This is a genomic window from Stenotrophomonas sp. HMWF023, from assembly GCF_003060985.1.
In the GTDB taxonomy this organism is placed as follows: Bacteria; Pseudomonadota; Gammaproteobacteria; order Xanthomonadales; family Xanthomonadaceae; genus Stenotrophomonas; species Stenotrophomonas lactitubi.
Genome location: NZ_QAIJ01000124.1, coordinates 1 through 25,623 on the forward strand (window position 1 = coordinate 1; position 25,623 = coordinate 25,623).

At 65.7% G+C, this 25,623-nt stretch carries 21 protein-coding genes; 10 read left to right on the forward strand and 11 right to left on the reverse strand.

Annotation, left to right across the window (positions count from 1 at the left end; translation table 11 throughout):
* Window positions 1-32 precede the first annotated feature (32 nt).
* The 4 genes from DBR20_RS06455 to otsA all read left to right on the forward strand — a co-directional run bounded on the left by DBR20_RS06455 (window position 33) and on the right by otsA (window position 6,563).
* Window positions 33-2,465, forward strand: a complete 2,433-nt coding sequence (locus tag DBR20_RS06455) for a TonB-dependent receptor (protein WP_108265602.1) — start codon at window positions 33-35, stop codon at window positions 2,463-2,465.
* Between the two features lie 158 nt (window positions 2,466-2,623).
* Entirely contained in the window at window positions 2,624-3,382 is a 759-nt protein-coding gene (gene otsB, locus DBR20_RS06460; RefSeq protein WP_108265632.1) for a trehalose-phosphatase, read from the forward strand.
* Between the two features lie 38 nt (window positions 3,383-3,420).
* Window positions 3,421-5,202: a glycoside hydrolase family 15 protein gene (locus tag DBR20_RS06465; RefSeq protein WP_108265633.1), complete on the forward strand. Its 1,782-nt coding sequence runs from the start codon at window positions 3,421-3,423 to the stop codon at window positions 5,200-5,202.
* Entirely contained in the window at window positions 5,199-6,563 is a 1,365-nt protein-coding gene (gene otsA, locus DBR20_RS06470; protein ID WP_100460157.1) for an alpha,alpha-trehalose-phosphate synthase (UDP-forming), read from the forward strand. Before DBR20_RS06465 ends, otsA begins: the two co-directional genes overlap by 4 nt.
* A 127-nt stretch (window positions 6,564-6,690) precedes the next feature.
* Here the strand turns inward: otsA and DBR20_RS06475 are convergent, their stop codons facing one another.
* The 3 genes from DBR20_RS06475 to rluD are packed head-to-tail and all read right to left on the reverse strand — an operon-like array spanning window position 6,691 to window position 8,872.
* A complete protein-coding gene (locus DBR20_RS06475; RefSeq protein ID WP_108265603.1) occupies window positions 6,691-7,116 on the reverse strand; it encodes a thiol-disulfide oxidoreductase DCC family protein in 426 nt (141 codons plus the stop codon).
* Entirely contained in the window at window positions 7,116-7,883 is a 768-nt protein-coding gene (pgeF, locus tag DBR20_RS06480; protein WP_108265604.1) for a peptidoglycan editing factor PgeF, read from the reverse strand. The genes DBR20_RS06475 and pgeF overlap by 1 nt, the downstream gene beginning before the upstream one ends.
* Window positions 7,883-8,872: a 23S rRNA pseudouridine(1911/1915/1917) synthase RluD gene (rluD, locus tag DBR20_RS06485; RefSeq protein ID WP_108265605.1), complete on the reverse strand. Its 990-nt coding sequence runs from the start codon at window positions 8,870-8,872 to the stop codon at window positions 7,883-7,885. The genes pgeF and rluD overlap by 1 nt, the downstream gene beginning before the upstream one ends.
* Before the next feature lie 113 nt (window positions 8,873-8,985).
* Between rluD and DBR20_RS06490 the strand changes: the two genes are divergently transcribed.
* Window positions 8,986-9,870 carry an outer membrane protein assembly factor BamD gene (locus tag DBR20_RS06490; RefSeq protein WP_089236594.1) on the forward strand — a complete coding sequence of 295 codons (885 nt, stop codon included), beginning with the start codon at window positions 8,986-8,988 and terminating at the stop codon, window positions 9,868-9,870.
* Window positions 9,871-10,006: 136 nt separating this feature from the next.
* On the opposite strand, the gene DBR20_RS06495 is transcribed toward DBR20_RS06490, so the two are convergent.
* The 3 genes from DBR20_RS06495 to sucC all read right to left on the reverse strand — a co-directional run bounded on the left by DBR20_RS06495 (window position 10,007) and on the right by sucC (window position 13,942).
* Window positions 10,007-11,641, reverse strand: a complete 1,635-nt coding sequence (locus tag DBR20_RS06495) for an NAD+ synthase (protein WP_108265634.1) — start codon at window positions 11,639-11,641, stop codon at window positions 10,007-10,009.
* Window positions 11,642-11,875: 234 nt separating this feature from the next.
* A complete protein-coding gene (gene sucD, locus DBR20_RS06500) occupies window positions 11,876-12,751 on the reverse strand; it encodes a succinate--CoA ligase subunit alpha (protein WP_017356169.1) in 876 nt (291 codons plus the stop codon).
* Between the two features lie 21 nt (window positions 12,752-12,772).
* On the reverse strand, window positions 12,773-13,942 hold the full coding sequence (gene sucC, locus DBR20_RS06505; RefSeq protein WP_025874298.1) for an ADP-forming succinate--CoA ligase subunit beta: 1,170 nt from the start codon (window positions 13,940-13,942) through the stop codon (window positions 12,773-12,775).
* Window positions 13,943-14,319: 377 nt separating this feature from the next.
* Between sucC and DBR20_RS06510 the strand changes: the two genes are divergently transcribed.
* The gene (locus tag DBR20_RS06510) at window positions 14,320-15,933 is read left to right on the forward strand and encodes an ATP-binding protein (RefSeq protein ID WP_108265606.1); all 1,614 of its coding nucleotides are present in this window, start codon (window positions 14,320-14,322) and stop codon (window positions 15,931-15,933) included.
* 54 nt (window positions 15,934-15,987) lie between these two features.
* A complete protein-coding gene (locus tag DBR20_RS06515) occupies window positions 15,988-17,361 on the forward strand; it encodes a sigma-54 dependent transcriptional regulator (RefSeq protein ID WP_089236597.1) in 1,374 nt (457 codons plus the stop codon).
* Window positions 17,362-17,465: 104 nt separating this feature from the next.
* Here DBR20_RS06515 and pilB read toward each other — a convergent pair whose 3' ends face one another.
* The 3 genes from pilB to DBR20_RS06530 all read right to left on the reverse strand — a co-directional run bounded on the left by pilB (window position 17,466) and on the right by DBR20_RS06530 (window position 20,400).
* Window positions 17,466-19,193: a type IV-A pilus assembly ATPase PilB gene (pilB, locus tag DBR20_RS06520; protein ID WP_108265607.1), complete on the reverse strand. Its 1,728-nt coding sequence runs from the start codon at window positions 19,191-19,193 to the stop codon at window positions 17,466-17,468.
* A 218-nt stretch (window positions 19,194-19,411) separates the two neighbouring features.
* Window positions 19,412-19,819, reverse strand: coding sequence for a pilin (locus DBR20_RS06525; protein WP_108265608.1), 408 nt, complete (start codon window positions 19,817-19,819; stop codon window positions 19,412-19,414).
* Between the two features lie 149 nt (window positions 19,820-19,968).
* Window positions 19,969-20,400 (reverse strand): pilin, encoded by a 432-nt coding sequence (locus DBR20_RS06530; RefSeq protein ID WP_108265609.1) that lies wholly within the window; start codon window positions 20,398-20,400, stop codon window positions 19,969-19,971.
* Window positions 20,401-20,751: 351 nt separating this feature from the next.
* On the opposite strand from DBR20_RS06530, the gene DBR20_RS06535 reads away from it, so the two are divergent.
* Genes DBR20_RS06535 through coaE form a run of 3 tightly spaced genes read left to right on the forward strand, consistent with a single transcriptional unit; the run spans window position 20,752 to window position 23,505 of the window.
* Window positions 20,752-22,011 carry a type II secretion system F family protein gene (locus DBR20_RS06535; protein ID WP_108265610.1) on the forward strand — a complete coding sequence of 420 codons (1,260 nt, stop codon included), beginning with the start codon at window positions 20,752-20,754 and terminating at the stop codon, window positions 22,009-22,011.
* Between the two features lie 7 nt (window positions 22,012-22,018).
* Window positions 22,019-22,882 carry an A24 family peptidase gene (locus DBR20_RS06540; RefSeq protein WP_108265611.1) on the forward strand — a complete coding sequence of 288 codons (864 nt, stop codon included), beginning with the start codon at window positions 22,019-22,021 and terminating at the stop codon, window positions 22,880-22,882.
* Window positions 22,883-22,893: 11 nt separating this feature from the next.
* Window positions 22,894-23,505: a dephospho-CoA kinase gene (gene coaE, locus DBR20_RS06545; protein ID WP_108265612.1), complete on the forward strand. Its 612-nt coding sequence runs from the start codon at window positions 22,894-22,896 to the stop codon at window positions 23,503-23,505.
* A 99-nt stretch (window positions 23,506-23,604) separates the two neighbouring features.
* Here the strand turns inward: coaE and DBR20_RS06550 are convergent, their stop codons facing one another.
* Together DBR20_RS06550 and DBR20_RS06555 are read right to left on the reverse strand one after the other, a co-directional pair.
* Complete coding sequence (locus DBR20_RS06550) at window positions 23,605-23,991, reverse strand: hypothetical protein (RefSeq protein WP_100460169.1); 387 nt, start codon at window positions 23,989-23,991, stop codon at window positions 23,605-23,607.
* Window positions 23,992-24,487: 496 nt separating this feature from the next.
* On the reverse strand, window positions 24,488-25,623 hold a 1,136-nt coding region (locus tag DBR20_RS06555; protein ID WP_108265635.1), incomplete at its 5' end, for a HAMP domain-containing sensor histidine kinase.

Below are 25,623 nucleotides of genomic sequence, written 5' to 3' on the forward strand. Positions count from 1 at the left end.
CCCTTCCCCACGTCGTTGCTGCTGGAGTCCGCATGTCCCCCCGCCTGTCCGCGTCGCCGCTCGGCCTCGCCATCGCGCTTGCCCTGTCCCCCGCCCTGGCTTCGGCCCAGGACGCCGCCACCAACCTGGACACGGTGATCGTCACCGGCACCCGCGCTGCCGACCGCACCGTGCTTGAGTCCACTTCGCCGGTGGACGTGCTGACCGCCGAGGACATCCGCAAGGCCGGCGTGGTCAATGGCGAGCTCGGCAGCGCCCTGCAGGCCCTGCTGCCCTCGTTCAACTTCCCGCGCCAGTCCAACTCCGGTGGCGCCGACCACGTGCGCGCCGCGCAGCTGCGCGGGCTGTCGCCGGACCAGGTACTGGTGCTGATCAACGGCAAGCGCCGCCACCACACCGCGCTGGTCAACACCGACAGCAAGATCGGCAAGGGCACCACCCCGGTCGATTTCAATTCGATTCCGGTCAGCGCCATCAAGCGCATCGAAGTGCTGCGTGATGGTGCGGGTGCGCTGTACGGCTCCGATGCGGTGGCCGGCGTGATCAACGTGATCCTCGACAACGGTGGCGACGGTGGCGAGATCGAAGCCAGCTACGGCGCCAACCACACCGATCTCAAGCCGATCGGCCGCACCCTCACCGATGGCCAGACCGGCAACATCAGCGCCAAAGTCGGCACCTCGCTGGGCGAGGACGGCGGCTTCCTGCGCGTGGGCCTGGAATACAAGAAGCGCAACGGTACCAACCGCGCCGGCTTCGACCAGATTCCGCCGTGGGACCAGACCGAGGCCAATCTTGCCCTGCAGGGCAAGCGCAACTATGTGCTCGGTGATGGCGCCAGCAAGGACATCAACCTGTGGCTGAACACCGAGATTCCGGTCGGCAAGACCGCGACGTTCTATGCCTTCGGCACGTTCAACCAGCGTGACACCGAAGGCGCGAACTACTTCCGCTACCCCGACGGCGATGCCAACTGGAAGCAGGTCTATCCCAATGGCTACCGGCCGATCTCCGAAGGCGAGAACCGCGACGTGCAGGCGGTGGCCGGCGTGCGCGGGCAGTGGGGCGAATGGGCTTACGACGGCAGCCTGGATTACGGCCAGAATGACTTCACTTACCGCCTGCGCGATTCGCTGAACGCCTCGCTGGGGCCGACCAGCCCGACCCGCTTCAAGACCGCCGACTACGAATACGCACAGACCGTAGGCAACTTCGATCTGAGCCGCGTGTTCTCGCAGTCCGACAGCATCAGCCACACCCTGGGCCTGGGCGTGGAAGCCCGCCACGAGCGCTACCAGACGCGTCCAGGCGACCCGGCCAGCTACGCCGCCGGCCCCTACACCGATCGTCCCACTGGCTCGCAGGCAGGTGGCGGCCTGACCCCGCAGGACGCGGCCACCCTGTCGCGTGATGTGGCCAGCGCCTACGCCAGCCTGTCCAGTCAGTTCGGCGAAAAATTCTCCACCGATCTGGCAGCGCGCTACGAGCACAGCGATGACTTCGGCGGCGAACTGACCGGCAAGCTCGGCCTGCGCTACGAGTTCACCCCTGCATTCGCCCTGCGCGGCGCGATCTCCAACAATTTCCGCGCGCCGTCGCTGGCGCAGATCGGCTACGAATCCACCTCCACCGGCTACAACGCCGGTGGCCAGCTGGTGCAGGGCCGCCTGCTGTCGGTCAACAACCCCATCGCCCGTGGCCTGGGCGCGCAGGACCTGAAGCCGGAGAAGTCGCTGAACACCTCGCTCGGCTTCACCAGCCGCATCGGCGAGCACTTCGATCTGTCGCTGGACTTCTTCCAGATCGACATCGACGACCGCATCGCGCTGTCGGAGAGCATCACCGGCGATGCGCTGACCGACTACGTGGCCGCCAACTACGGTGTCAGCGGCCTGCAGAGCGCCAGCTTCTTCGTCAACGCTGCCGACACGCGCACCCGCGGCGCCGAGCTGGTGAGCAACTGGCGGCAGTCGCTGGGCGATGGCCAGCTGCTGCTGACCGGCACCTACGCCTACACCAAGACCACGTTGAAGAACGTATTGGCCACGCCGGCGCAATTGCAGGCACTGGACCCGGCCTACGTGCTGTTCGGCATCGAAGAGACCAATACGCTGACCGATGCCACACCGCGCACCCGTGGCAGTTTCGCGGCCAGCTGGAGCAACGACCGCTGGTCGCTGAGCAGCCGGGTGAACCGCTACGGCAGCGCGACCCGCGTATTCAACTTCGGTGATGGCTACATTCCGCGCCAGACCTACCAGGCCGAGTGGCAGCTGGATGCGGAAGTGGAGTACCGCATCACGCCGCAGTGGAGCGTAGCGATCGGTGGGCAGAACCTGACCGACAACTACCCGGATCGCTCCAACGAGGACATCCACTACTTCGGCAACCTGCCCTACGACGTGCTGTCGCCGATCGGAAGCAACGGCGCGTATTACTACGGGCGCGTGCGTTACACGTTCTGATTGCTGCGAACGGCGTGCCGACCAACGGTCGGCACCCACCGGGACGCCATTGATCGCTGCGGGTGGGTGCGGACCGTTGGTCCGCACAGCCGGCACGACCCACAGCCGTAGCCTGACCTCGACCCCACGTACACGCTGGCGCTGGCATGGTGGTCGCCATGGCTGATCCGCTCCCCCTGCGTCCGCCACCTCCATTGCTGGACGACGCCTGCGCGTTGTTCCTCGATGTGGATGGCACCCTGATCGAATTCGCTGCACGCCCCGACGCCGTGCAGCTTCTCCCCGATGTGCGTGAAGCCATCGGCCGCATCAGCGATCGACTGGAAGGTGCCGTGGCACTGGTCAGTGGTCGCCCGCTTGAACAGCTGGACCAGTTGTTCGCGCCACTCAAGCTTCCCGCCGCGGGCCTGCATGGCCACGAGCTCCGTGCACAGGACGGGCACGTCATACGCGATGAGCATGGCGACGACACCGCCGACTGGCTGCATGCCCTTCATCAACAAGCCATGCGTTTCGCCCATGGCCACCCCGGCGTACTGGTCGAGAACAAGGGCGTAGGCTTGGCCCTGCACTGGCGTGGTGCACCGCATGCAGCCAACGACGTGCGTGCCTTCGCCGACCGCCACATCCGCGGCCGCGCCAGCTACCGCCTGCAGCCCGGCGACCATGTCGTTGAATTCGTTCCGGTGGCTACCAACAAGGGCCGGGCAGTACGTCGGCTGATGCAGTACCTGCCGTTCCGCGGGCGTCTGCCGGTGTTCCTCGGCGATGACCTGACCGATGAGTTCGGCTTCGATGCGGCCAACGGCCTGCATGGCTGGAGCGTGCTGATCGGCGAACGTGAACCCAGCGCGGCGGTGTTCGCGCTGCCCGACATACGCAGCGTGCACGCCTGGCTGCGTGAGAATGCGTATTGACCCCGGCCCCCACGGCCGCAACCGAGATGTACCGCGTGATGACCCAACCCGATCTTGATCTGGGCGTGGTCGGCAACGGCAGCTTCGGCGCCCTGGTCGACAAACACGCCCGTGTTGTCTGGAGTTGCCTGCCGACCTTCGACGGCGACCCGACCTTCTGTGCCCTGCTCAGCCCCAACCAGCAGACCGGCGGCGACTTCGCCATCGAGCTGGAGGACTTCGCCGACAGCGAACAGGAATACCTCACCAACACCGCGATCCTGCGCACCGTGCTGCGCGATGCGCATGGCGGCGCGCTGGAAATCCTCGATTTCGCCCCGCGCTGGCGCCAGAACGATCGTTTCTACCGGCCGGTCAGCCTGATCCGCCAGGTGCGTCCGTTGTCCGGCAGCCCGCGCATTGTGATCCGTGCGCGCCCGCTGGCCGACTGGGGCGCACGTGTGCCCGAGTCAACCTGGGGCAGCAACCACGTGCGCTGGATCCTGCCCGAGCATGTGCTGCGCCTGACCACCGACGTTCCTGTGCGCTTCGTGCGTGATGGCCTGCCGTTCGTGCTCAACCACCCCATCCACCTGATCCTGGGCGTGGATGAATCGCTCAACCGCTCCATCAGCGGCTATGTGCAGGAAGCCTTCCAGCGCACCCGCGACTACTGGCGCGAATGGGTGCGTTACCTGTCCATTCCGCTGGAATGGCAGGATGCGGTGATCCGCAGTGCGATCACCCTCAAACTCTGCCAGTACGAGGACAGCGGCGCGATCATCGCGGCGATGACCACCTCGATTCCGGAGGCGCCCGGCAGCGTGCGCAACTGGGACTACCGCTACTGCTGGCTGCGCGACGCCGCCTTCGTGGTGCGCGCGCTGAACCGTCTGGGCGCCACCCGCACGATGGAGCAGTTCCTCGGCTACATCTTCAACCTGGCCACCACCGACGGCACCCTGCAGCCGCTGTATGGCATCGGCTTCGAAGCCAAGCTGGACGAGGATGAAGTACCCAGCCTGTCCGGCTACCGCGGCATGGGCCCGGTGCGGCGCGGCAATCTGGCCTGGGTGCAGCGCCAGCACGATGTATACGGCAGCGTGGTGCTGGCCTCCACCCAGCTGTTCTTCGACCGCCGCCTGCAGGATCCCGGTGACAGCCATACCTTCGCACGGCTGGAACCGCTGGGCGAACAGGCCTTCGCACTGCACGACGTGCCCGACGCCGGCCTGTGGGAATTCCGCGGCCGCACCGAAGTGCACACCTACACCAGCGCGATGTGCTGGGCCGCGTGCGATCGCCTGTGCAAGATCGCCGTGCGCCTGAAGCGTGATGACCGCGCGCAGTACTGGCGCGAGCGTGCCGACACCATCCACGCACGCATCATGGAAAAATCCTGGAGCGAAGAACTCGGTCACTTCACCGACACCTTCAATGGCCATCGTCTGGATGCCTCGTTGCTGCTGCTGGCCGACATCGGCTTCATCGACGCCAACGACGCACGCTTCGTCGCCACCGTCGAGGCCATCGGCCGCGACCTCAAGCATGGCAACGCGCTGTACCGCTACATCGCGCCGGATGATTTCGGCGAGCCGGAAACCAGCTTCACCATCTGCACGTTCTGGTACATCGATGCGCTCGCCGCGATCGGCCGCATGGACGAAGCGCGCGAGATGTTCGAAGCGCTGCTGCAGCAACGCAATCATCTGGGCCTGCTGTCGGAGGACCTGGCCTTCGATGGTGGTGAAGCCTGGGGCAACTTCCCGCAGACCTACTCGCATGTCGGCCTGATCACCGCAGCCATGCGCCTGTCGCGTTCCTGGCAGGAGGCTTCGTGAGCCGTCTTGTCATCGTTTCCAACCGCGTGGCCGTCCCCGGCGAGAACCGCGCCGGCGGCCTCGCCGTGGGCCTGCTGGCGGCACTGAAGGAACGCGGCGGGCTGTGGTTCGGCTGGAGCGGCAAGAGCGTGCGCGAGGCCAGTGGCGCGCTGCACGAACAGCGCGATGGTGACATCCAGTACGTCACCATGGACCTGGCCAAGCGCGATGTGGACGGCTACTACAACGGCTTTGCCAACCGCACACTGTGGCCCCTGCTGCACTTCCGCCTGGACCTGGTCGACTACGACCGCGGCACCCGCGAGACCTACCACAGGGTCAACGCACTATTCGCCGACAAGCTGGCGCCGCTGCTGCGCGAAGACGACATCGTCTGGATCCACGATTACCACCTGATTCCGCTCGGCGCGATGCTGCGCGAGCGCGGCATCGGCTGCCGCATCGGCTTCTTCCTGCACATCCCGATGCCCTCGGCCGACCTGCTGCAGGCCATGCCCGACCATCTGCGGCTGTTCTCGGCGCTGTATGCCTACGACCTGGTCGGCTTCCAGACCCAGCGCGATGCCGATCGCTTCCAGACCTACCTGCGCCTGTTCGGCGGCGGTCGGGTGCTCGACAACGGCAACCTCGAAGCGCCCGGTGGACGCCACTTCCGCGCCGCAGCGTTCCCGATCGGCATCGACACCGAGCTGATCGCCCGCCAGGCCAGCACCGCCGCCAGCAAAGCGGCAGTGAAGAACCTGCGCAGCAGCCTGCGCGACCGCCAGCTCGCCATCGGCGTGGACCGCCTGGACTACTCCAAGGGGCTGCCCGAGCGTTTCCTCGGCTTCGAACGCTACCTGCAGCGTCATCCCGATCAGCGCGGCTCGCTCACCTACCTGCAGATCGCGCCGGTCTCGCGCGGCGATGTCACCGAGTACCGCCAACTGCGCAGCCAGCTGGAGCAGATCGCCGGCCACATCAACGGTGGCCACGCCGAGCCCGATTGGACCCCGCTGCGCTACGTCAACCAGAACTTCACCCACGCCACGCTGACCGGTTTCTACCGTGCCGCCGCTGTCGGCCTGGTCACCCCGCTGCGCGATGGCATGAATCTGGTCGCCAAGGAATACGTGGCCTCGCAGGACCCGGAAGATCCCGGCGTGCTGGTGCTGTCCCTGCTGGCCGGCGCCGCCGACGAACTGAAGCAGGCACTGCTGGTCAATCCGCACGATCTGGATGGTGTGGCCGATGCCATCGCCACCGCCGCCACGATGTCACTGCGCAGGCGCCAGGAACGCTGGCACGCGATGATGGAACACCTGCGCACGTACGACATCAACCACTGGCGCCGCAGCTACCTCGAGGCACTGGAAGGCTGAGGCAAGAGCTCCTGTAGAGCCGAGCCATGCTCGGCTGGCTTTTCCGTAGAGTCGAGCGGAGCAATCGAGCATGGCTTGACTCTACAAAAGCCAGCCGAGCATGGCTCGGCTCTACAACAACAGGCGATCAATCGAGGAAGCGCGCGGCCTGTGCCGGCGTCGGCAGGAAGCAGGCATCATGCCGCCCGAACCAGCGATAGCGGTTGCGTGCCAGCACACGGTACGCACCGTCGCGCCAGCGGCGTGGCAGCACGCGCAGCACGGCCGCCAGGCGCCAACCACCGCCCAGTGCCCGCAGAACGCGCAGGATCGCATCGGTATCGGTCCACGCGCCCTGCCCGTCCAACAGCAGGAACGAGGTCGGGTCGTGCGCGTCCAGACCGTGCGCCCGCAACAGCGCGCTGCCCTGCACGCCCTGCATCGCCGCGAAGCGAAAGCGCTCCTGCCGGTCGAACCGCAGCAGGAAACGTACCCAGCGGCTGCACAACGCGCAGACGCCGTCGAAGACAATCACGCCGCCAGGTTCTGCCCCCGCAACGCGATCGCCCCGCATCAGTCCATCCACACCAGCGTCGCCATCCGGCCGGTACGGCGGTCGCGGCGATGCGAGTACAGGTCCGCATCCGCCATGGTCGAGACCGTGCCGCCGTGGATGTTGCCCACGCCCATGCCCGTCGCCTGCAGGCGCTGTCGCGCCAGCGCGAACAGGTCCACCTTCCAGTGACCGGGACGGGTTGCCACGAAGGCCGCCGCAGCGGCCGCGTCGTGGCCGACGAAGGCGTGGTACACCTCTTCGCCGATCTCGTAATCGGCCGGTCCCGCTGCCGGGCCCAGCCACGCGCGCAGCTGTGCCGGTGGCGTCTGCATGGCGGCCACGGTGGCCTCCAGCATGCCGTCGGCCAAGCCACGCCAACCGGCATGGGCGGCGCCCACCTCGCTGCCATCGACAGCGGCGAACACCACCGGCAGGCAATCCGCAGTGAGGATCGCCAGCACCACGCCGGGTACCGACGTCACCGCGGCATCGGCTACAGGTTCGCTGGCTCCCTCCACCGGCGGCGCGCCAAAACGCAGCACGGTGCTGCTGTGCACCTGCCGCAGCCAATGTGGCGCCGACGGCAGTGCCAGGCCCTGCTGCAGCAACTGCCGGTTGTGCTCGACGTTGGCCGGCGTGTCGCCGTCGGCCGCGTGCCGATTGCCCAGGTTGAACTGGGCGAACGGCTCCGGCGAGACCCCCGCGCCGTGTCGGCGCGTGGTCAGTGCATGCACACCCGGCGGTGTCGGCCAATCGGCCTGCAGCAGCGGCAGGGCGGTATTCATTACCAGCGGTCCCGCTCGCGCTCGGCGAAGGCAGCGCTGTCTTCGCGCAGCACCTTCATCAGGTGCAGCATGTCAGCCGGCGCTGGCGCAGTGTTGCGTACCGGCTCACCGCTGATCGGGTGCACGAATTCCAGGGTCTCCGCATGCAGGGCCTGGCGCTTGAAGCCGCGCAGCGCGGCCACCAGTTCGTCGCTTGCACCCTTGGGCAGCTTCAGCGCGCCGCCGTACAGCTGATCACCCACGATCGGATGACGCAGGTGCGCCATGTGCACGCGGATCTGGTGGGTGCGCCCGGTTTCCAGACGGCATTCCAGCGCGGTGTGCGCGCGGAAGCGCTCGCGCAGGCGGTAATGGGTCACCGCTTCCTTGCCATCCTCGCGCACGCCCATCTTCAGGCGGTCGCGCGGGTGACGATCAATCGGCGCATCCGCCGTACCACCGGCCACCAGCGCGCCCATCACCACGGCCAGGTACTGGCGGTGCACGTCACGGGCAGCCAGCTGCTCGACCAGCGCGGTCTGCGCTTCCAGCGTGCGGGCCACGACCATCACGCCGCTGGTGTCCTTGTCCAGGCGATGCACGATGCCCGCGCGCGGCAGCACCGCCGCCGACGGGTCGCGGTACAGCAGCGCATTGACCAGGGTACCGCTGTGGTTGCCGGCGCCGGGGTGCACGACCAGGCCAACGGGCTTGTTGATCACCAGCACGTGCTCATCCTCGAACAGCACGTCCAGTGGGATGTCTTCCGGCTCGGCGGTGGTCTGGGCTTCCAGCACCACCTGCAGGGTGACCACCTCGCCGCCGCGCAGGGCGTCGCGCGGCCGCGCCTGCGCGCCGTCCAGCAGGACGTCGCCGGCCTTGATCCACTCGGTCAGGCGGGAGCGGGAGTATTCGGGGAACAGCTCGGCCACGACCGCGTCGAAACGACGGCCGGCGGAGGTGTCGGGGACAATGGCCTGGCGGGCCGATTCGGAGGGTTGTTCAGACATGGCAGGGGGCATCTTTGAAATTTTGGGGTCCCGGCGAGCCGGTTTCAGTCGCTGGACAGGACACTAGGCTATCATCGACCCTTCGTATTCCAGCCGCGTCCCGCATTGACCCCATGATCCGACGCTCCGTCCTGCTCTCCGCGCCCGTCCGCCTCACCGCCCTTCTGCTGGTGCTGGTCATCGTCGCCACCGGCTGCAACCGCGGCACCAAGGGCGATCGCCCTGATGAAGGCACCCCGGTCGAACAGCTCTACGAAAAGAGCCACAAGCTGATGCAAGGCGGCAACTGGAGCGGCGCTGAAGCCAGCTTCCGCCGTCTGGTGGCGCAGTATCCCTACGGCCCGTATACCGAGCAGGCGATGATCGAATCGGCCTATGCCCAGTACAAGGCCGGCAAGCACGATGACGCCGTGTCCAGCATCGACCGCTTCATCCGTACCTACCCGACCCACCGCAACATCGCGTACCTGTACTACCTGCGCGGCCTGGCGAACTCCAACCGCAATACGGTTTTCCTGCGTCGCGTATGGTCGCTGGACGCAAGCCGTCGCGATCTGTCCACGCCGCACCAGGCGTATTCAGACTTCAACATCGTGGTCGACCGCTACCCCAACAGCCGCTATGCCGCCGATGCGCGCCAGCGGATGCTGGTGCTGCGTGACGTATTCGCCCAGCACGAGCTCGACAACGCCCTGTACTACATGCGCCGTGGCGCCTGGGTATCGGCCGCCGGCCGCGCCAACTACCTGCTGGAAACCTACCCGCAGAGCGCGTTCCAGAACGATGCCGTGGCGGTACTGGCCGACTCCTACACCCACCTGGGCAACAAGACCCTGGCCGACGACGCCCGCCGCGTCCTGCAGCTGAACCAGCCGGACCACCCGTGGCTGGAAGGCAAGTGGCCGAAGTACCCGTGGATGATCCGCAAGCTGAACCCGTTTGCCGGCGAGAAGTCCGCCGCCACCGGCCAGCGCAACGCGCGACTGGAAAAGAAGTGAAGTAAGAAAGAGGCCCCGCAAGGGGCCTTTTTTTTGCCTGGCAGATTCACGCCACGCGTGGATGGGGCATGCACCTCATCCTAAACGGTGCGGACCAGGGTCCGCACCCACTCTGGATGGGCCCGGCAACCAGCCCTCAGCCCTTGTAGCCGTTGCTGATCGGATACCGGCGCTCACGCCCGAACGCGCGGCGTGAGACCTTCGGGCCCGGCGCGGCCTGGTGGCGCTTCCACTCGCTGATGCGCACCAGCCGCAGCACACGATCCACCACGGCCGCGTCATAGCCGGCGGCGACGATCTCCGTGCGCGACTGCTCCTGGTCGATGTAGCGGTACAGGATGCCGTCCAGCACATCGTAGGCCGGCAGCGAATCCTGGTCGGTCTGGTTCTCGCGCAGTTCGGCCGATGGCGGGCGGCTGATCACCGCCGGCGGGATCACCGGTGCACCGCCCACCGTGTTGCGCCACTTGGACAGGCCGAACACCTCGGTCTTGTACAGATCCTTCAGCGGCGCGTAGCCGCCACACATGTCGCCATAGATCGTGGCGTAGCCGACCGCGTATTCGCTCTTGTTGCCGGTGGTCAACAGCAGGCCGCCGAACTTGTTGGCCAGCGCCATCAGGATCACGCCACGGCTACGCGACTGCAGGTTCTCTTCGGTCACATCCGGCGTGGTGCCCTCGAACATCGGTGCCAGCGCCTGCATCAGGCCCTGGAATGCCGGCTCGATGGAAACGGCTTCCAGCTTCACGCCCAGCGCTTCGCACTGCTCGGCAGCCAGGTCGTTGGACATGCCAGCGGTATAGCGCGAGGGCAGGCGCACGGCGGTGACGTTCTCCGCGCCCAGCGCATCGACCGCCATCGCCAGCACGATCGCCGAGTCAATGCCGCCGGACAGGCCCAGCCACACCTTCTTGAAGCCGTTCTTGCTGCAGTAGTCCTGGATGCCGCGGGTCACCGCGCGCCAGGCCAGCGCATCCATGCTTTCGTCGCCGTCGTCCATCCACACGTGCGGCATGAAGCGGCGGGTAGCGCCGTCGTACTCCACCACCAGCCACTGGTCGACGAAGGCGGCCGCCGCCGGATGCACCGTGCCATCACCATCGGCCACCACCGATGCACCATCGAACACCAGCGCATCCTGGCCGCCCACCACGTTGAGGTAGGCGATGGCCGCGCCGCTTTCGCGGGTACGTGCAGCCAGCACCGCATCGCGCTGGGCATGCTTGCCGCGCTCGTAGGGCGAAGCGTTGGGCACCACCACCAGCTGCGCACCGGCACGCACCGTATCGGCCAGCGGCTCGGCGAACCACAGGTCTTCGCAGATCAGCAGGCCCACCGGAATGCCATCAACCTCGAACACGCAGCTGCCACCGTCCGGGTCGACATCGAAGTAACGGCGCTCGTCGAATACCGCGTAATTGGGCAGCTCGCGCTTGCGGTAGGTCTGCTCCACCAGGCCATCGCGCAGCACGCTCGCCGCGTTGTAGACCACCGCACCGGCCGCCTGCGGCCAACCGACCACGGCGGTGATGCCACGGCACGCAGCAGCAATGCGGGTCATCGCCTGCTCGCACTCGTACAGGAAGCCCGGGCGCAGCAGCAGGTCCTCCGGCGGATAGCCGCTGACCGCCAGCTCGGGGAACATCACCAGCCCGGCGCCGTACTCGTCGCGCGCCTGGCCGATCATCTCGATGATGCGCTCGGTGTTGCCGGCGACATCGCCAACCGGGAAGTCGAACTGCGCCATCGCGATGCGGATCGAAGCCATGAGGGTCCAGCCTGTGGTTGCAATGCGCACATTGTAGCGCCGCGCCATCTGCGCGCCGGGCGCTGCCACTCCGTGGACAGGCCCTGCTCAGTAGATCCACGCCATGCGTGGATGCGGTTGGCTGCGATGCTCAGGACACCAGACGCAGAAAAGCCGCCCGGAGGCGGCCTTTCTGTTTGAAGCAGCCGAGCGTGGGCTCGGCTCTACAGAATCGTCTGCCGGAGGCAGTCGATCTTATTTCACCAGCTTGGCGATGGCAGCGCCCAGGTCGCCCGGCGAACGCACGGTGACGACGCCAGCAGCTTCCATTGCAGCAAACTTGCCTTCGGCAGTGCCCTTGCCGCCCGATGCGATCGCACCGGCGTGGCCCATGCGCTTGCCGGCCGGAGCCGAAGCACCCGCGATGAAACCGACGACCGGCTTCTTCACGTGGTTCTTGATGTACTCGGCACCGGCTTCTTCAGCGTCGCCGCCGATTTCGCCGACCATGATGATGCCTTCGGTCTGCGGGTCTTCGTTGAACAGCTTCAGGCAGTCGACGAAGTTCAGGCCGTTGATCGGGTCACCACCGATGCCGATGCAGGTGGACTGGCCCAGGCCGACTTCGGTGGTCTGCTTGACCGCTTCATAGGTCAGGGTGCCCGAACGCGACACGATGCCGATCTTGCCCGGCTTGTGGATGTGGCCCGGCATGATGCCGATCTTGCACTCACCCGGGGTGATGACGCCCGGGCAGTTCGGCCCGATCAGCACGGTGTCCGGATGCGAACGGGTCAGCACGTTCTTGACGCGCAGCATGTCCAGCACCGGGATGCCTTCGGTGATGCAGACGATGACCTTGATGCCGGCAGCAGCGGCTTCCAGGATCGCGTCAGCCGCGTACGGCGGCGGCACATAGATGACCGAAGCGTTGGCGCCGGTGCTCTGCACGGCGTCGGCAACGGTGTTGAAGACCGGCAGGTCGATATGGGTGGTGCCACCCTTGCCCGGGGTCACGCCGCCAACAACCTGGGTGCCGTACTCGATCATCTGAGTGGCGTGGAAGGTGCCCTGCTGGCCGGTGAAGCCCTGCACGATCACCTTGGTGTTCTTATTGATCAAAACTGACATTGGATTTCCTTCGGTGTCGGATCAGGCGGCGTTCTTGACAGCTTCGACGACCTTCTTGGCACCGTCGTTGATGTTGTCGGCCGGGATGATGGCCATGCCGCTGTCACGCAGCAGCTGCTTGCCTTCTTCCACGTTGGTGCCTTCCAGGCGCACCACGACCGGAACCTTGACGCCCACTTCCTTCACAGCAGCGATGATGCCTTCGGCAATCATGTCGCAGCGGACGATGCCGCCGAAGATGTTGACGAAGATGCCCTCGACCTTGTCCGAGGACAGGATCAGCTTGAACGCTTCGATGACGCGCTGCTTGTTGGCACCGCCGCCCACGTCCAGGAAGTTCGCCGGCTCGCCGCCGTTGAGCTTGATGACGTCCATGGTGGCCATGGCCAGGCCTGCGCCGTTGACCATGCAGCCGATGTTGCCGTCCATGGTGACGTAGTTGATGTCCAGCTCCGAAGCGATCACTTCGGTCGGATCTTCCTGGGTCTTGTCGCGCATGGCGACCAGCGCCTTCTGACGGAACGCGGCGTTGTCGTCGCTGTCGAACTTGCCGTCCAGCGCGTACAGGTTGCCGTCATCCAGGATGGCCAGCGGGTTGATTTCAACCAGCGCCAGGTCCTTTTCGTTGAACAGGCGGTACAGGTTCACCATGATGTTGGCGAACTGGCCGGCCTGCTTGGCGGTCAGGCCCAGCTTGAAGCCGAAATCACGACCGTGGTAACCCTGCACGCCTTCGACGAAGTCGACGTTCAGCGAGTGGATCAGCTCCGGGGTTTCAGCGGCAACCTGCTCGATCTCCACGCCGCCTTCCGAAGAAGCGATGTAGGTGATGGTCTTGGTGCCACGGTCAACCAGCACCGACAGGTACAGTTCCTTGACGATCTCGCCAGCGGTGGTCACCAGCACCAGGTTGACCGGCAGTTCAACGCCAGCGGTCTGGTAGGTGGCCATCTTGGTGCCGAGCATCTTGGCCGCAGCGGCCTTCACGTCGTCGGTGGTCTTGCAGAACTTGACGCCGCCAGCCTTGCCGCGGCCGCCAGCGTGGATCTGCGCCTTGACCATCCAGGGGCCCTGGCCCAGGGAGTTGGCAGCGGCAACAGCTTCGTCCGGGGTCGCAGCGACCTTGCCGGCCGGGACCGGGATGCCGTACTCGGCAAGCAGTTGTTTTGACTGGTATTCGTGGAAATTCATGCGTCACCGTGGGAATAGGAACGACCGCACGCAATTCCTCAGGGCCCCGGCGGGGCGCCGGCATGGACCGCGGCGGGCCCACTATTGTGGCCGAGCCAGCGCCGGGGCGCAAAGAAGTATGGACAAAAGGCCGGAACCGGCCAGATTTCCACGGTCATTCAGGCAGTTGCGGCACGGCCCGGTTCGCCGCCCAAAGGCGGGCCCCGGCCGATTGCGCAGCCCAGCCCGCTACAGGCGCCCTATACTGACCCCGTAAATTCGAGCCCACGGTGCCGGTAACCGGGCAGCGAGCAGATCCGACGATCGGGGGACGTCGGGCAGGTTCGGCCCACCGCCGGCATGATCCAGTTCCAGGCAGCCAGAAGGGGAGTTCCGGCGTGTCACCCAGTGCTTCATTGATCGACCGCATCGAATCGATACCGCGGCGAGAGCTGTATTTCTTCGCCCTGTACCGGGTGCTGATCGCCTCGGTCATCGCCGCGCTGCTGTACAGCCCGCTGTCGGCCATGGTCGGCGAAGCCCACCACCCTCGCCTGGCCAACAGCGTAGGCGCGGCTTACCTGCTGCTGTCGCTGTTGTGGCTGGTGATCGGCCGCAACGAACGCTGGCTGCGGCAGATCGTGGTCGGCGGCGTGCTGCTGGACATCGTCGCCGCCAGCCTGCTGGCGCACGCCCTGCCCGGTGCCAGCGCCGGCATCTCGATGTCGCTGCTGTTCAACATCGCTGCTGCCGCCACCCTGCTGCCGCTCAGCTGGGGCCTGCTGCTGGCACTGGCCGCCAGCGTCGCCACGGCCGCCGAATACCTGTGGAAAGTGCTGGAAGGCGGCGATCCCACCCGCACCCTCGCCGAACTGGCGATGTTCGCCACCAGTTACCTTGCCCTGGCCTTCATCAGCTACCAGGTCGGCAACCGCGCGCGCCGCAACCAGCAGCTGGCCAACCAGCGCGGCGACGAAGTGGCCAACCTGTTCCAGATCAACGAACTGATCATCCGCCGCATGCGTACCGGCGTGGTGGTGGTGGACGCCGACAACCGCATCACCCTGGCCAACGAAGCTGCCTCGATCCTGCTGGGCGACAGTGATGGCAACAGCGATTCCGGCCGCCTCGATCTGGCCAGCGTCGCCCCCGAACTTGCCCGACGCCTGCAACGGTGGCGCAACGGTTGGGCACAGGATGAAATGCCACTGCAGCTCAACCCCGACCAGCCGGAAGTGCAACCGCGCTTCGCCCGCCTGCTGGCCGGCAGCGACCTGGTGCTGGTGTTTCTGGATGACTCCAGCGTGGTCTCGCGTCGCGCCGAATCGCTCACCCTGTCGGCGATGGGGCGCTTCTCGGCCAGCCTCGCCCATGAAATCCGCAACCCGCTGGCGGCCATCAACTACGCCGTGCAGCTGCTCGAGGAAGGCACCGGCTTCAACGACAGCGACCGCCGCCTGCTGCAGATCATCCACCAGCAGTGCCAACGCACCAACGGCATCGTTGAGAGCGTGCTGGGCCTGGCCCGGCGCGAACGCGCCAATCCGGAAAACGTCGACCTCGCCGCCTTCGTGCGCCGCTTCGTGCTGGAGTACAAGCAGGGGCAGACGCTGGAAACCGACAGCATCGAGCCGATCATCAACGACACCTCGGTGCCGGCCCAGGTCGACCCGCGCCACCTGTACCAGGTGCTGACCGTGCTGGTGCACAACGCCCTGAAGTACGGCCGCATCGGCGAGCAACCCGCGCGCGTGCGGCTGCGTGTGGCCCAGCACGAACGCAGTGCGGTGATCGACGTGATGGATCGTGGCCCCGGCATTCCCGAGACCGTCGCCGCGCAGCTGTTCCGCCCCTTCTTCACCACCTCCGAGCACGGCACCGGCCTGGGCCTGTATATCGCCCGCGAGCTGTGCCGCGCCAACCAGGCGCGGCTGGATTACATCCCCGTCCCCGCCGGCGGCTCCTGCTTCCGCCTGGTTCTGCCTGGCCCGCACACCCTGCTTCCGCACTGATTCCGTGCGTCAAGCATTTGTCGCATTCCACCCCCTCGGCTATCTTTCCCACCCATGAACGAAACCCGCAGCGCCCTCGTCGTCGACGATGAACGCGATATCCGCGAACTGCTGGTGTTGACCCTCGGCCGCATGGGCCTGCGCATCAGCACCGCCGCCAACCTCGCCGAAGCCCGCGAACTGCTGGCCAGCAATCCCTACGACCTGTGCATCACCGACATGCGCCTGCCCGACGGCAACGGCATCGAACTGGTCAGCGAGATCGCCCAGCACTACCCGCGCACGCCGGTGGCGATGATCACCGCCTTCGGCAGCATGGACCTGGCAGTGGAAGCGCTGAAAGCCGGCGCCTTCGATTTCGTCAGCAAGCCGGTGGACATCGCCGTGCTGCGCGGCCTGGTCAAGCATGCGCTGGAACTCAACAACAGCGAACGCCCCGTTGCCGGGCCCGCGGCAGAACAGGCCGCGCGCCTGCTCGGCGACTCGCCGGCAATGGACGTGCTGCGCGCCACCATCGGCAAGGTCGCGCGCAGCCAGGCACCGGTCTACATCCTGGGCGAGTCCGGGGTGGGCAAGGAACTGGTCGCACGCACCATCCACGCACAGGGTGCACGCGCGGCCGGGCCCTTTGTGCCGGTCAACTGCGGCGCCATTCCCACCGAGTTGATGGAGAGCGAGTTCTTCGGCCACCGCAAGGGCAGCTTCACCGGCGCCCATGCCGACAAGCCGGGGCTGTTCCAGGCCGCGCACGGCGGCACCCTGTTCCTGGATGAAGTGGCCGAACTGCCGCTGCAGATGCAGGTGAAGCTGCTGCGTGCGATCCAGGAGAAATCGGTGCGTGCGGTTGGCGCGCCCAGCGAAGAACCGGTGGACGTGCGCATCCTCTCGGCCACCCACAAAGATCTGGCCGAGCTGGTCGAAGACGGGCGTTTCCGCCACGACCTGTACTACCGCATCAACGTGATCGAACTGCGCGTGCCGCCGCTGCGCGAGCGCCGCCAGGACCTGCCTGCGCTGGCCGCATCGATCCTTGCTCGGCTGGCCCGTAGCCACGGTCGCGCCACCCCGCTGCTGGCGCCCTCGGCGCTGGACGCGCTGGCCCAGTATGGCTTCCCGGGAAATGTGCGCGAGCTGGAGAACATCCTGGAACGCGCGCTGGCGCTGGCCGAGGAAGACTGCATCGGTGCCGACGACCTGCGCCTGCCTCAGCACGCGCCGCGCTCACCGGGCAGTGCCGCCCATGCCGAAGCCGTGGTCGACCTGCACCCGGGCAGCGCCGCCCTGCCCTCGTACATCGAGCAGCTTGAGCGCAGTGCGATCCAGCGTGCGCTGGAAGAGAACCGCTGGAACAAGACCCGTACTGCCGCGCAGCTGGGCATCACCTTCCGCGCACTGCGTTACAAGCTGAAAAAGCTGGGAATGGAATAGGTAGTGCCGGCCGCTGGCCGGCAACCTCATGCGCCACGCATCCACGCATGGCGTGGATCTACTGGACGCTGACCGCCATCCACGCATGGCGTGGATCTACTGCATCAATCCTTGGTGACGCGGTTGATCTCGGCCAGGCTGGTTACGCCAGCAGCCGCCTTCTTCAGCGCCGACTGCCGCAGATCGTGCACACCGATCGCCTGCGCGGCCTCGGCAATCTGCAGCGCGTTGCCGCCGGCCAGCACGATGGTGGCGATCTCGTCGGTCATCGGCATCACCTGGTAGATGCCGGTGCGGCCCTTGTAGCCTTCGGTGCATTCATCACAGCCAACGGCTTCATACAGCTCGATGCCCGCATCCAGCTGCGCCTGGGTGAAGCCCTCGGCCAGCAGCGCATGCTCCGGTAGCTTTGCAGGGCGCTTGCAGTTGCCGCACAGGCGGCGCGCCAAGCGCTGGGCGATCACCAGCGTCACCGAGCTGGTGATGTTGTACGGTGCGATGCCCATGTTCATCAGGCGCGCGATGGTCTGCGGCGCATCGTTGGTATGCAGCGTGGACAGCACCATGTGACCGGTCTGTGCGGCCTTGATCGCAATTTCCGCCGTTTCCAGGTCGCGGATTTCGCCGACCATGATGATGTCCGGATCCTGTCGCAGGAACGAACGCAGCGCGGCGGCAAAGGTCATGCCGCGCTTGTTGTTCTGCTGCACCTGGTTGACGCCGGGCAGGCGGATTTCCACCGGATCTTCAGCGGTGGAAATGTTGCGGGTCTCGTCGTTGAGGATGCCCAGCGCGGTATACAGCGACACCGTCTTGCCCGAACCGGTCGGGCCGGTCACCAGCACCATGCCGTAAGGCTTGTGGATCGCGTCCAGGAACAGCTTCTGCTGGTCCGGTTCGTAACCCAGCTTGTCGATGCCCAGCTTGGCCGCACTGCCATCGAGGATACGCAGCACCACCTTCTCACCAAACAACGTCGGCAACGTGCTGACGCGGAAGTCGATCTGCCGGGTCTTGGACAGGTTGAGCTTGATGCGACCATCCTGCGGTACGCGTTTTTCCGCGATATCCAGCTGCGCCATCACTTTGAGGCGCGCGGCGATACGCTGATTGAGCTTGTTCGGCGCGCGCGCGACCATCTTCAGCAGGCCGTCGATGCGCAGGCGGACGCGGTAGTCGTCTTCGTAGGGCTCGAAGTGGATGTCCGACGCGCCCTTGCGGATGGCATCGACCAGCACCTTGTTGACGAACTTCACCACCGGGGTATCGTCGCCCTTGGCGTCGATGCCGCTGTCGGTGCTGGCCATGTCGTCGTCGCCACCGCCAACATCGAGGTTGGCCATGCCGTCCTCGTCGCCACCCAGCGCATCGCCCATCGTGTCGTGGCTGGCATGCCACTGCTCCAACGTGCGGCGTATCTGGTCCTCGTCCACCAGGATCGGTTCAACCACCAGATTGGTGTGGAACTTGATCTCATCCAGCGAGTGGGTGGGGTTGCTGGTGCCAACGAACAGCTTGCCGCCGCGTTTGAACAGCGGCAGCACGTTGTGCTTGCGCAGCAGCTCCTCGCTGACCAGGCTCATCGCGTTCTGGCTGCTGTCGAACGTGGACACGTCGAACAGCGGCATGCCGAACTCGACCGCGTTGGCGGCCGCGAGCTGGGCAGCGCCGACCACCTTGTTCTGGGCGAACCAGGTTGGCAGCGGCTGGCGCGCAGCGGTGGCCTTGGCCATGGCGTCGCGGGCTGCGACCTCATCCAGCGCGCCGTCCTGGACCAGGCGACGGGCCAGCCCGGTGATGCCGACGAGATTGGCGGTGGTAACGGCGGTCATATGAATCCTTGGCTCATGGGTCTGGCGGCGCAGTGCGCCCTCCGAAGGCGCAGCGCGGGGCAGCAGAACCCGTCGCGCCCCAACGGCGCACGGCATCGCCAATCCATGAGCAACGGCCCTGCACGGCGCTTCTGCCCGGCAGGCACGATCCTGACTCCCCCGGGGATGATAGCCCCGTCAACGGTCCGCCGACATCCCATTGGAGGGCGGAAATGTGATCAACAGCCGGTCGGGCGATAGCGCGCTTCGAATGCGCTGCCGTCGCAGCTCCAGATGCCCTCGGCGGAGCGGCGCAGGATCAGGTCTTTGCCTTCCAGGGCACTGTGGCCTTTCAGCGTGCAGCTGATATGCCCGACGCCTGATTCGTTGAGCTCTGCTTCGACGTTGGAGCAGTGGGCGTTCTCGGCACCGCCGATGAACTCGGGGGTGATCAGACTGGCCGAACGGCCTTCATAGATGACCGTTTCAACCAGCATCTTGCCCGGACTGATATCTGCCAGTGCAGCGGTGAGCTGCGTCCGGATTATGTATGGCTGAAATACGACTGTCCCGATCGCTGCCAGGATGGCGATGATGGCCACGACGATCATCAGTTCGATGAGCGTGAAGCCTTTCTGCGTGTTCATGACTCCCCCTGTTTGATCCAGCAATCCCCATTGCTGCGTGCCGACCGGCTCTGGTGGTCCGGTCAGCACAAGGCCCGCCGAAGCGGGCCTTGTGTCTACTATCAAGAAGTACGAAGGCTTGACCTTCGCAGCTCTTCTAAGCAGATGAATTACTCAGTGCAACCGGCCGGACGGTACTTTTCCTTCACGTCCGTGACCTTGCAGCTGAAACCACCGGCCTTAGTGATTGCGCCCTTGTCGTCCACAGCAGCTTCAGCGTATGCCAGCTTGAGGGTGGAAGCATCACCAATGCGGCCCGGATCACGAATGGTGCAGGTCATGCCATCCTTGTCGACAGTGATTTCCTTGCAGCTACCGGTTTCCTTGCTCTGGAAACCAGCGGTTTCCAGCTTGGGAGCGTTGCCGTTGCTGACTTCCATCTCGAACTGGGTCTTGTGCGAGGCCAGGTCGGCCAGCGCAGCGGTGACCTTCGACTTCGAGGTGTAGTCCTGGTAAGCCGGCAGTGCGATGGCAGCCAGGATGGCGATGATCGCAACGACGATCATCAGTTCGATAAGGGTGAAGCCCTTCTGGTTCTTCATTTGGTACATCCCCAAGATAGTGGTGGTTGGTTTCAGTGCACAGGTAACGAGCCGGCGTTGCCGGTTGAGCGGGTCCTGTGCCCTGCGGGTGGATCAACGCAGGTTGCGTGCCAACCCCGGCACGCCTCCCCCTGGATTTCCCCGCGCCCATGATGGCAGCAATTTCGTGGATGGGAACCCCCCGAATGCGAATCTGCGATGGACGCGGCAATGTGACGCAGTGCGTCACCTTTGGTCGGCCGCCGGCACGAAATTGCATTCCGGCCCGCCCGGCAACTGCCCAGACGGCAATGAACCCGCTACCATCGGCAACTGGATGCCCGCCTGGGGATGGCGGGCCGGGGAGCCAACATGTCTGTCAGTCGCAGTGCGATCAAGAAAGAACCGGTGGCGCGAGCCACCCTGGAGCTGCAGCCGTTTGTCTGGGAGGGGACCGACAAGCGGGGCGTGAAGATGAAGGGCGAGCAGCTGGCCAAGAATGCCAACCTGCTGAGGGCCGAACTGCGCCGCCAGGGCATCAACCCAGGCACGGTAAAAACGAAGCCGAAGCCGTTGTTCGGTGCCGCCGGCAGTGCGATCAAGGCGCGGGACATCGCCTTCTTCAGCCGGCAGATGGCCACGATGATGAAATCCGGCGTACCGATCGTGTCGGCACTGGACATCATCGGCAGCGGGCACAAAAACCCGCGCATGAAGAAGATGGTGGACACCATCCGCACCGATATCGAGGGCGGTTCCTCGCTGCATGAGGCGGTCAGCAAGCATCCGGTGCAGTTCGATGAGCTCTACCGCAACCTGGTGCGGGCCGGCGAGGGCGCCGGTGTGCTGGAAACCGTGCTGGACACGGTGGCCACCTACAAAGAGAACATCGAGACGCTGAAGGGCAAGATCAAGAAGGCGCTGTTCTACCCGATCATGGTGGTGGTTGTCGCCATGCTGGTCAGCGGCATCATGCTGGTGTTCGTGGTGCCACAGTTTGAGGATGTGTTCAAGAGCTTCGGTGCCGAGCTGCCCGCCTTCACCCAGATGGTGGTGAACCTGTCGCGGTTCATGGTGTCGTGGTGGTGGCTGATGCTGATTGTTGCGATCGGAACGGCGGTCGGCGCGGTCATGGCCTACAAGCGCTCGCCGAAGATGCAGCACGCGATGGACCGGTTCGTGCTGAAGGTGCCGGTGATCGGCCAGATCATGCACAACAGCGCCATCGCCCGCTTCTCCCGTACCACCGCAGTGACGTTCAAGGCGGGTGTGCCGCTGGTGGAGGCACTCAGCATCGTGGCGGGCGCCACTGGTAACAAGGTGTATGAAGAGGCGGTGCTGCGGATGCGCGATGACGTGTCTGTCGGCTACCCGGTCAACGTATCCATGAAGCAGACCAACCTGTTCCCGCACATGGTCATCCAGATGACCGGCATCGGCGAAGAGGCCGGCGCCCTGGATGCCATGCTGTTCAAGGTGGCCGAGTATTACGAGCAGGAGGTCAACAATTCGGTGGATGCCCTGAGCAGCCTGCTGGAACCGATGATCATGGTGTTCATTGGTACCATTGTTGGCGGCATGGTGATTGCCATGTACCTTCCCATCTTCAAGCTCGGCGCCGTCGTCGGATAAAACATACATGGCATTTCTCGACCAGCATCCCGGCCTCGGCTATCCCGCTGCGGCCGGCCTGGGACTGCTTCTCGGCAGCTTCCTGAACGTCGTCATCCTGCGCCTGCCCAAGCGGCTGGAATGGCAGTGGAAGCGCGATGCGCGCGAAGTGCTGGAGGAGCCGGACTTCTACGAGCCGCCCCCGCCGGGCATCGTGGTGGAGCCTTCGCACTGCCCGCACTGCAAGCACAAGCTGGCCTGGTACGAGAACATCCCGCTGTTCAGCTGGATCATCCAGGGCGGCAAGTGCCGCCACTGCAAGGCGCCGATCTCCATCCAGTACCCGCTGGTGGAAGCGCTGACCGCGGTGATGGTGCTGGCCTGCGTGTGGCAGTTCGGCTTTGGCTGGCAGGGTTTCGGCGCGATCGTGCTGACCTGCTTCCTGATCGCCCTGTCCGGCATCGACCTGCGCACCCAGCTGCTACCGGATCAATTGACCCTGCCCCTGATGTGGCTGGGGTTGATAGGCAGCATCGACAACCTGTACATGCCCGCCAAACCGGCCCTGCTCGGCGCCCTGCTAGGCTACCTGTCGCTGTGGTCGGTGTGGTGGCTGTTCAAGCAGCTGACCGGCAAGGAAGGCATGGGCCACGGCGATTTCAAGCTGCTGGCCGCGCTGGGCGCCTGGTGCGGGATGAAGGGCATCCTGCCGATCATCCTGATGTCGTCAGTGCTGGGCGCCCTCCTCGGCTCGATCTGGCTGTACAGCCGTGGCCGTGACCGGGCGACACCGATCCCGTTCGGTCCCTACCTGGCACTGGCCGGCTGGCTGTTCTTCATGTGGGGCGAGCCCCTGCTGAACCAGTATCTGGTGATGAGCGGGCTGCGCTGAGGGGAGTCCCCATGAGCCAGTATGTGGTTGGCCTGACCGGCGGCATCGCCTCGGGCAAGAGTGAGGTGACCCGGCGCTTCGAGGCGCTGGGGATTGTCGTGGCCGACGCCGATCTTGCCGCACGCGCGGTGGTGACGGTGGGCAGCCCTGCCCTGTCCCTGATTGCCGAACGCTTCGGCGCGGACATGCTTCTGGCCGACGGCAGCCTGGACCGTGCCCGCCTGCGGGCCCACATCTTTGCAGACCCGGCCGAGCGGACGGCGCTGGAAGCGATCACCCACCCGGCCATCCGCCGGTTGATGCAGGAGCAGTGCGAGCAGGCCGCCAGCCCCTATGCGCTGGCGGCGATCCCGCTGTTGACCGAAGTGGGCGGCCGCCAGGCCTACCCGTGGCTGGACCGGGTGCTGCTGGTGGACGCGCCCGAGGCGGTGCAGCACGCCCGGCTGATGCAGCGCGACGGCATCGACGCGGCGCTGGCCGACCAGATGATCGCCGCCCAGGCCAGCCGCGCGCAGCGCCTGACGCTGGCCGATGACGTGGTGGTCAATGATGGCCATCCGAATGACCTGCAGGCGCAGGTGGAGCGCTTGCACCTGCGGTATCTGGGGTTGGCTGCCGGGTAAGCCGGCAGGTCTACCGGCTCCGCCCGAAGAGGCATCCACGCATGGCGTGGATCTACTTCACCTGCACCGCGCGAACTGGCATCCACGCATGGCGTGGATCTACTCCAGCTGCTGGCGGGCGTAGCGGGCCAGTTCGCGCGCGGCCAGCAACAGGCCTTCCACTACGTCCGGCGGCAGTTGCTGGCCTGCACTGCCCTGCACCCGGGCCGCTTCGGCGGCGTGCAGCATCTGGATCAACGCATTGAGGCCAGCAAGAGTGCGGCTGAGGCTGGCCAGGGTTACCGCCTGCGACGGGGTGAGGCCGGTGCCCTGCCGGGTCTGGCCATCGGCGTTGTCGCGGCCATCCATGCGCGCCATCAGTGCCGGTAGCAGGTCGCTGGGTTCGGCCAGCACGTCTTCGATGCGTTCGGCGATGTCGGCCGGCAGCTGGTCGGCGGATTCGCCGACCAGGCGGCGCAGGTTCGGGTAGGTGGTGCGTGTAGACATGGCAGTGCTCCTCGCAGACGGCAAGGCCACCCGCAGATGCGAGGTGGCGGACGGTGCGGGTTGGCGTACCGGAGACCCAACAACTCAACAGCAAGGAAAAAGACTCCAGCGGATTCTGGTGAATCCCCACGCACCGCCCGCCGAAGCAAGAGCATGCGGTGCATTTTCCATGATGGCCTGGGCGCATCAGGAGCTGTTGAATTATCGGGTTTATTCAGGACGCCAATCCCGGCCAGGGCGATGACCCCAGCCATGCCATCTCGCCAGCTGCATGCAATGCGGTCATGAGGCGAAAACGCCATGCGGGCCAACCGTCTGCGGAACCGTGCGGTGTGACACGCACAGGGCGCGGAGTGCGTCACGCAGGTGTCGTGCTGGGCCAGAGACGCCGCGTCTTCGCGAAAGCTGCATTGGCGTTGCATGCGACATTCCGCGCCGAGTGGGAGATTTTGGCGACGGATGGATTCGTGCCGACCAAAGCGGCAGCCAGAAGGGATTACAGCGGCTTCGGCGAGAACGTCAGCGTGGCGATCACGCCGCGGGCACCGCCCGGGCGCACGCTTACCTGCCAGCCGTACAGATCGCACAGGCGGCTGACGATCGACAGGCCGATACCGCCGCCCTGCGAGTGGCCAGCATGGGTGCCGCGGTAGCCGCGCTGGAACAGCTTGGCGGCGTCTTCCTCGCTCAGGCCCGGCCCGCTGTCGGTCACCGATACGGCGTTGGCGCCCACATGTACGCGCACCTCGCCATCCTGCGAGTACTTCACCGCGTTGCCGATCAGGTTGCCCAGCGCCACCGACAACGCCGCTTCGGGGGCGTCGATGACCAGGTCGCGTTCGCCATCCAGATGCAGTTCCAGCGGCTTGCCACCCAGCTGCGCGCGATGCGCATCCAGCAGCTGTTCGGCCACACGCGCCACATTGCTGCTGCCCTGCCCGCGTTCGTTGCGCGACAGCAGCAACAGTGCGCCGATCAGATCGCTGCACTGCTGCTCGGCACGTTGGATGCGCTGCAGGCGCTGCAGCACCTTCTCGTCCAGGCCCGGGCGGGTCAGCAGCAGCTCGGTGGCGCCACGGATCACCGCCAACGGCGTGCGCAGCTCATGGCTGACGTCCGCGTTGAACTCACGGTCGCGCTGCACCACTTCGGTCAGCCGCGAAGAATAGTCATCGAGCGCCTGGGCCAGCTGCCCCACTTCGTCATCGGGAAAGCGCGGCGCCAAGGGTTCGGGTTCGCTGGTGCCGCCGCGGTACGCACGCAGGCGCGCGGCCAGATCCGAGACGGGCTTCATCACCTTGGAGGCCGACCACCAGCCCAGCACCAGCGACAGCAGGCTGAACACCAGCACCGACAGGAACAGTGCACGGTTGAGCTGCTGCCCACCGCGAACACTGTCGGTCATGTCGTAGGCAAGAAAGAACCAAGCATCGTCGGATTTGCGCACCGCAAGCTTGTAGGCGTATGACTGCCCCTGCTCATCGGTACCGCTCAGGTTGTAGTTGCCTGTCTGCAGGTCGGCCCATTGCGGCCACGATTCGCGGGCCTTGTCGAACTTGTCGGCCGAATATGCATATGCCCGGATCTGCTGTACCGGCACCGCCGGGTTTCGCCCCGGGTGCTCGTAGAAGC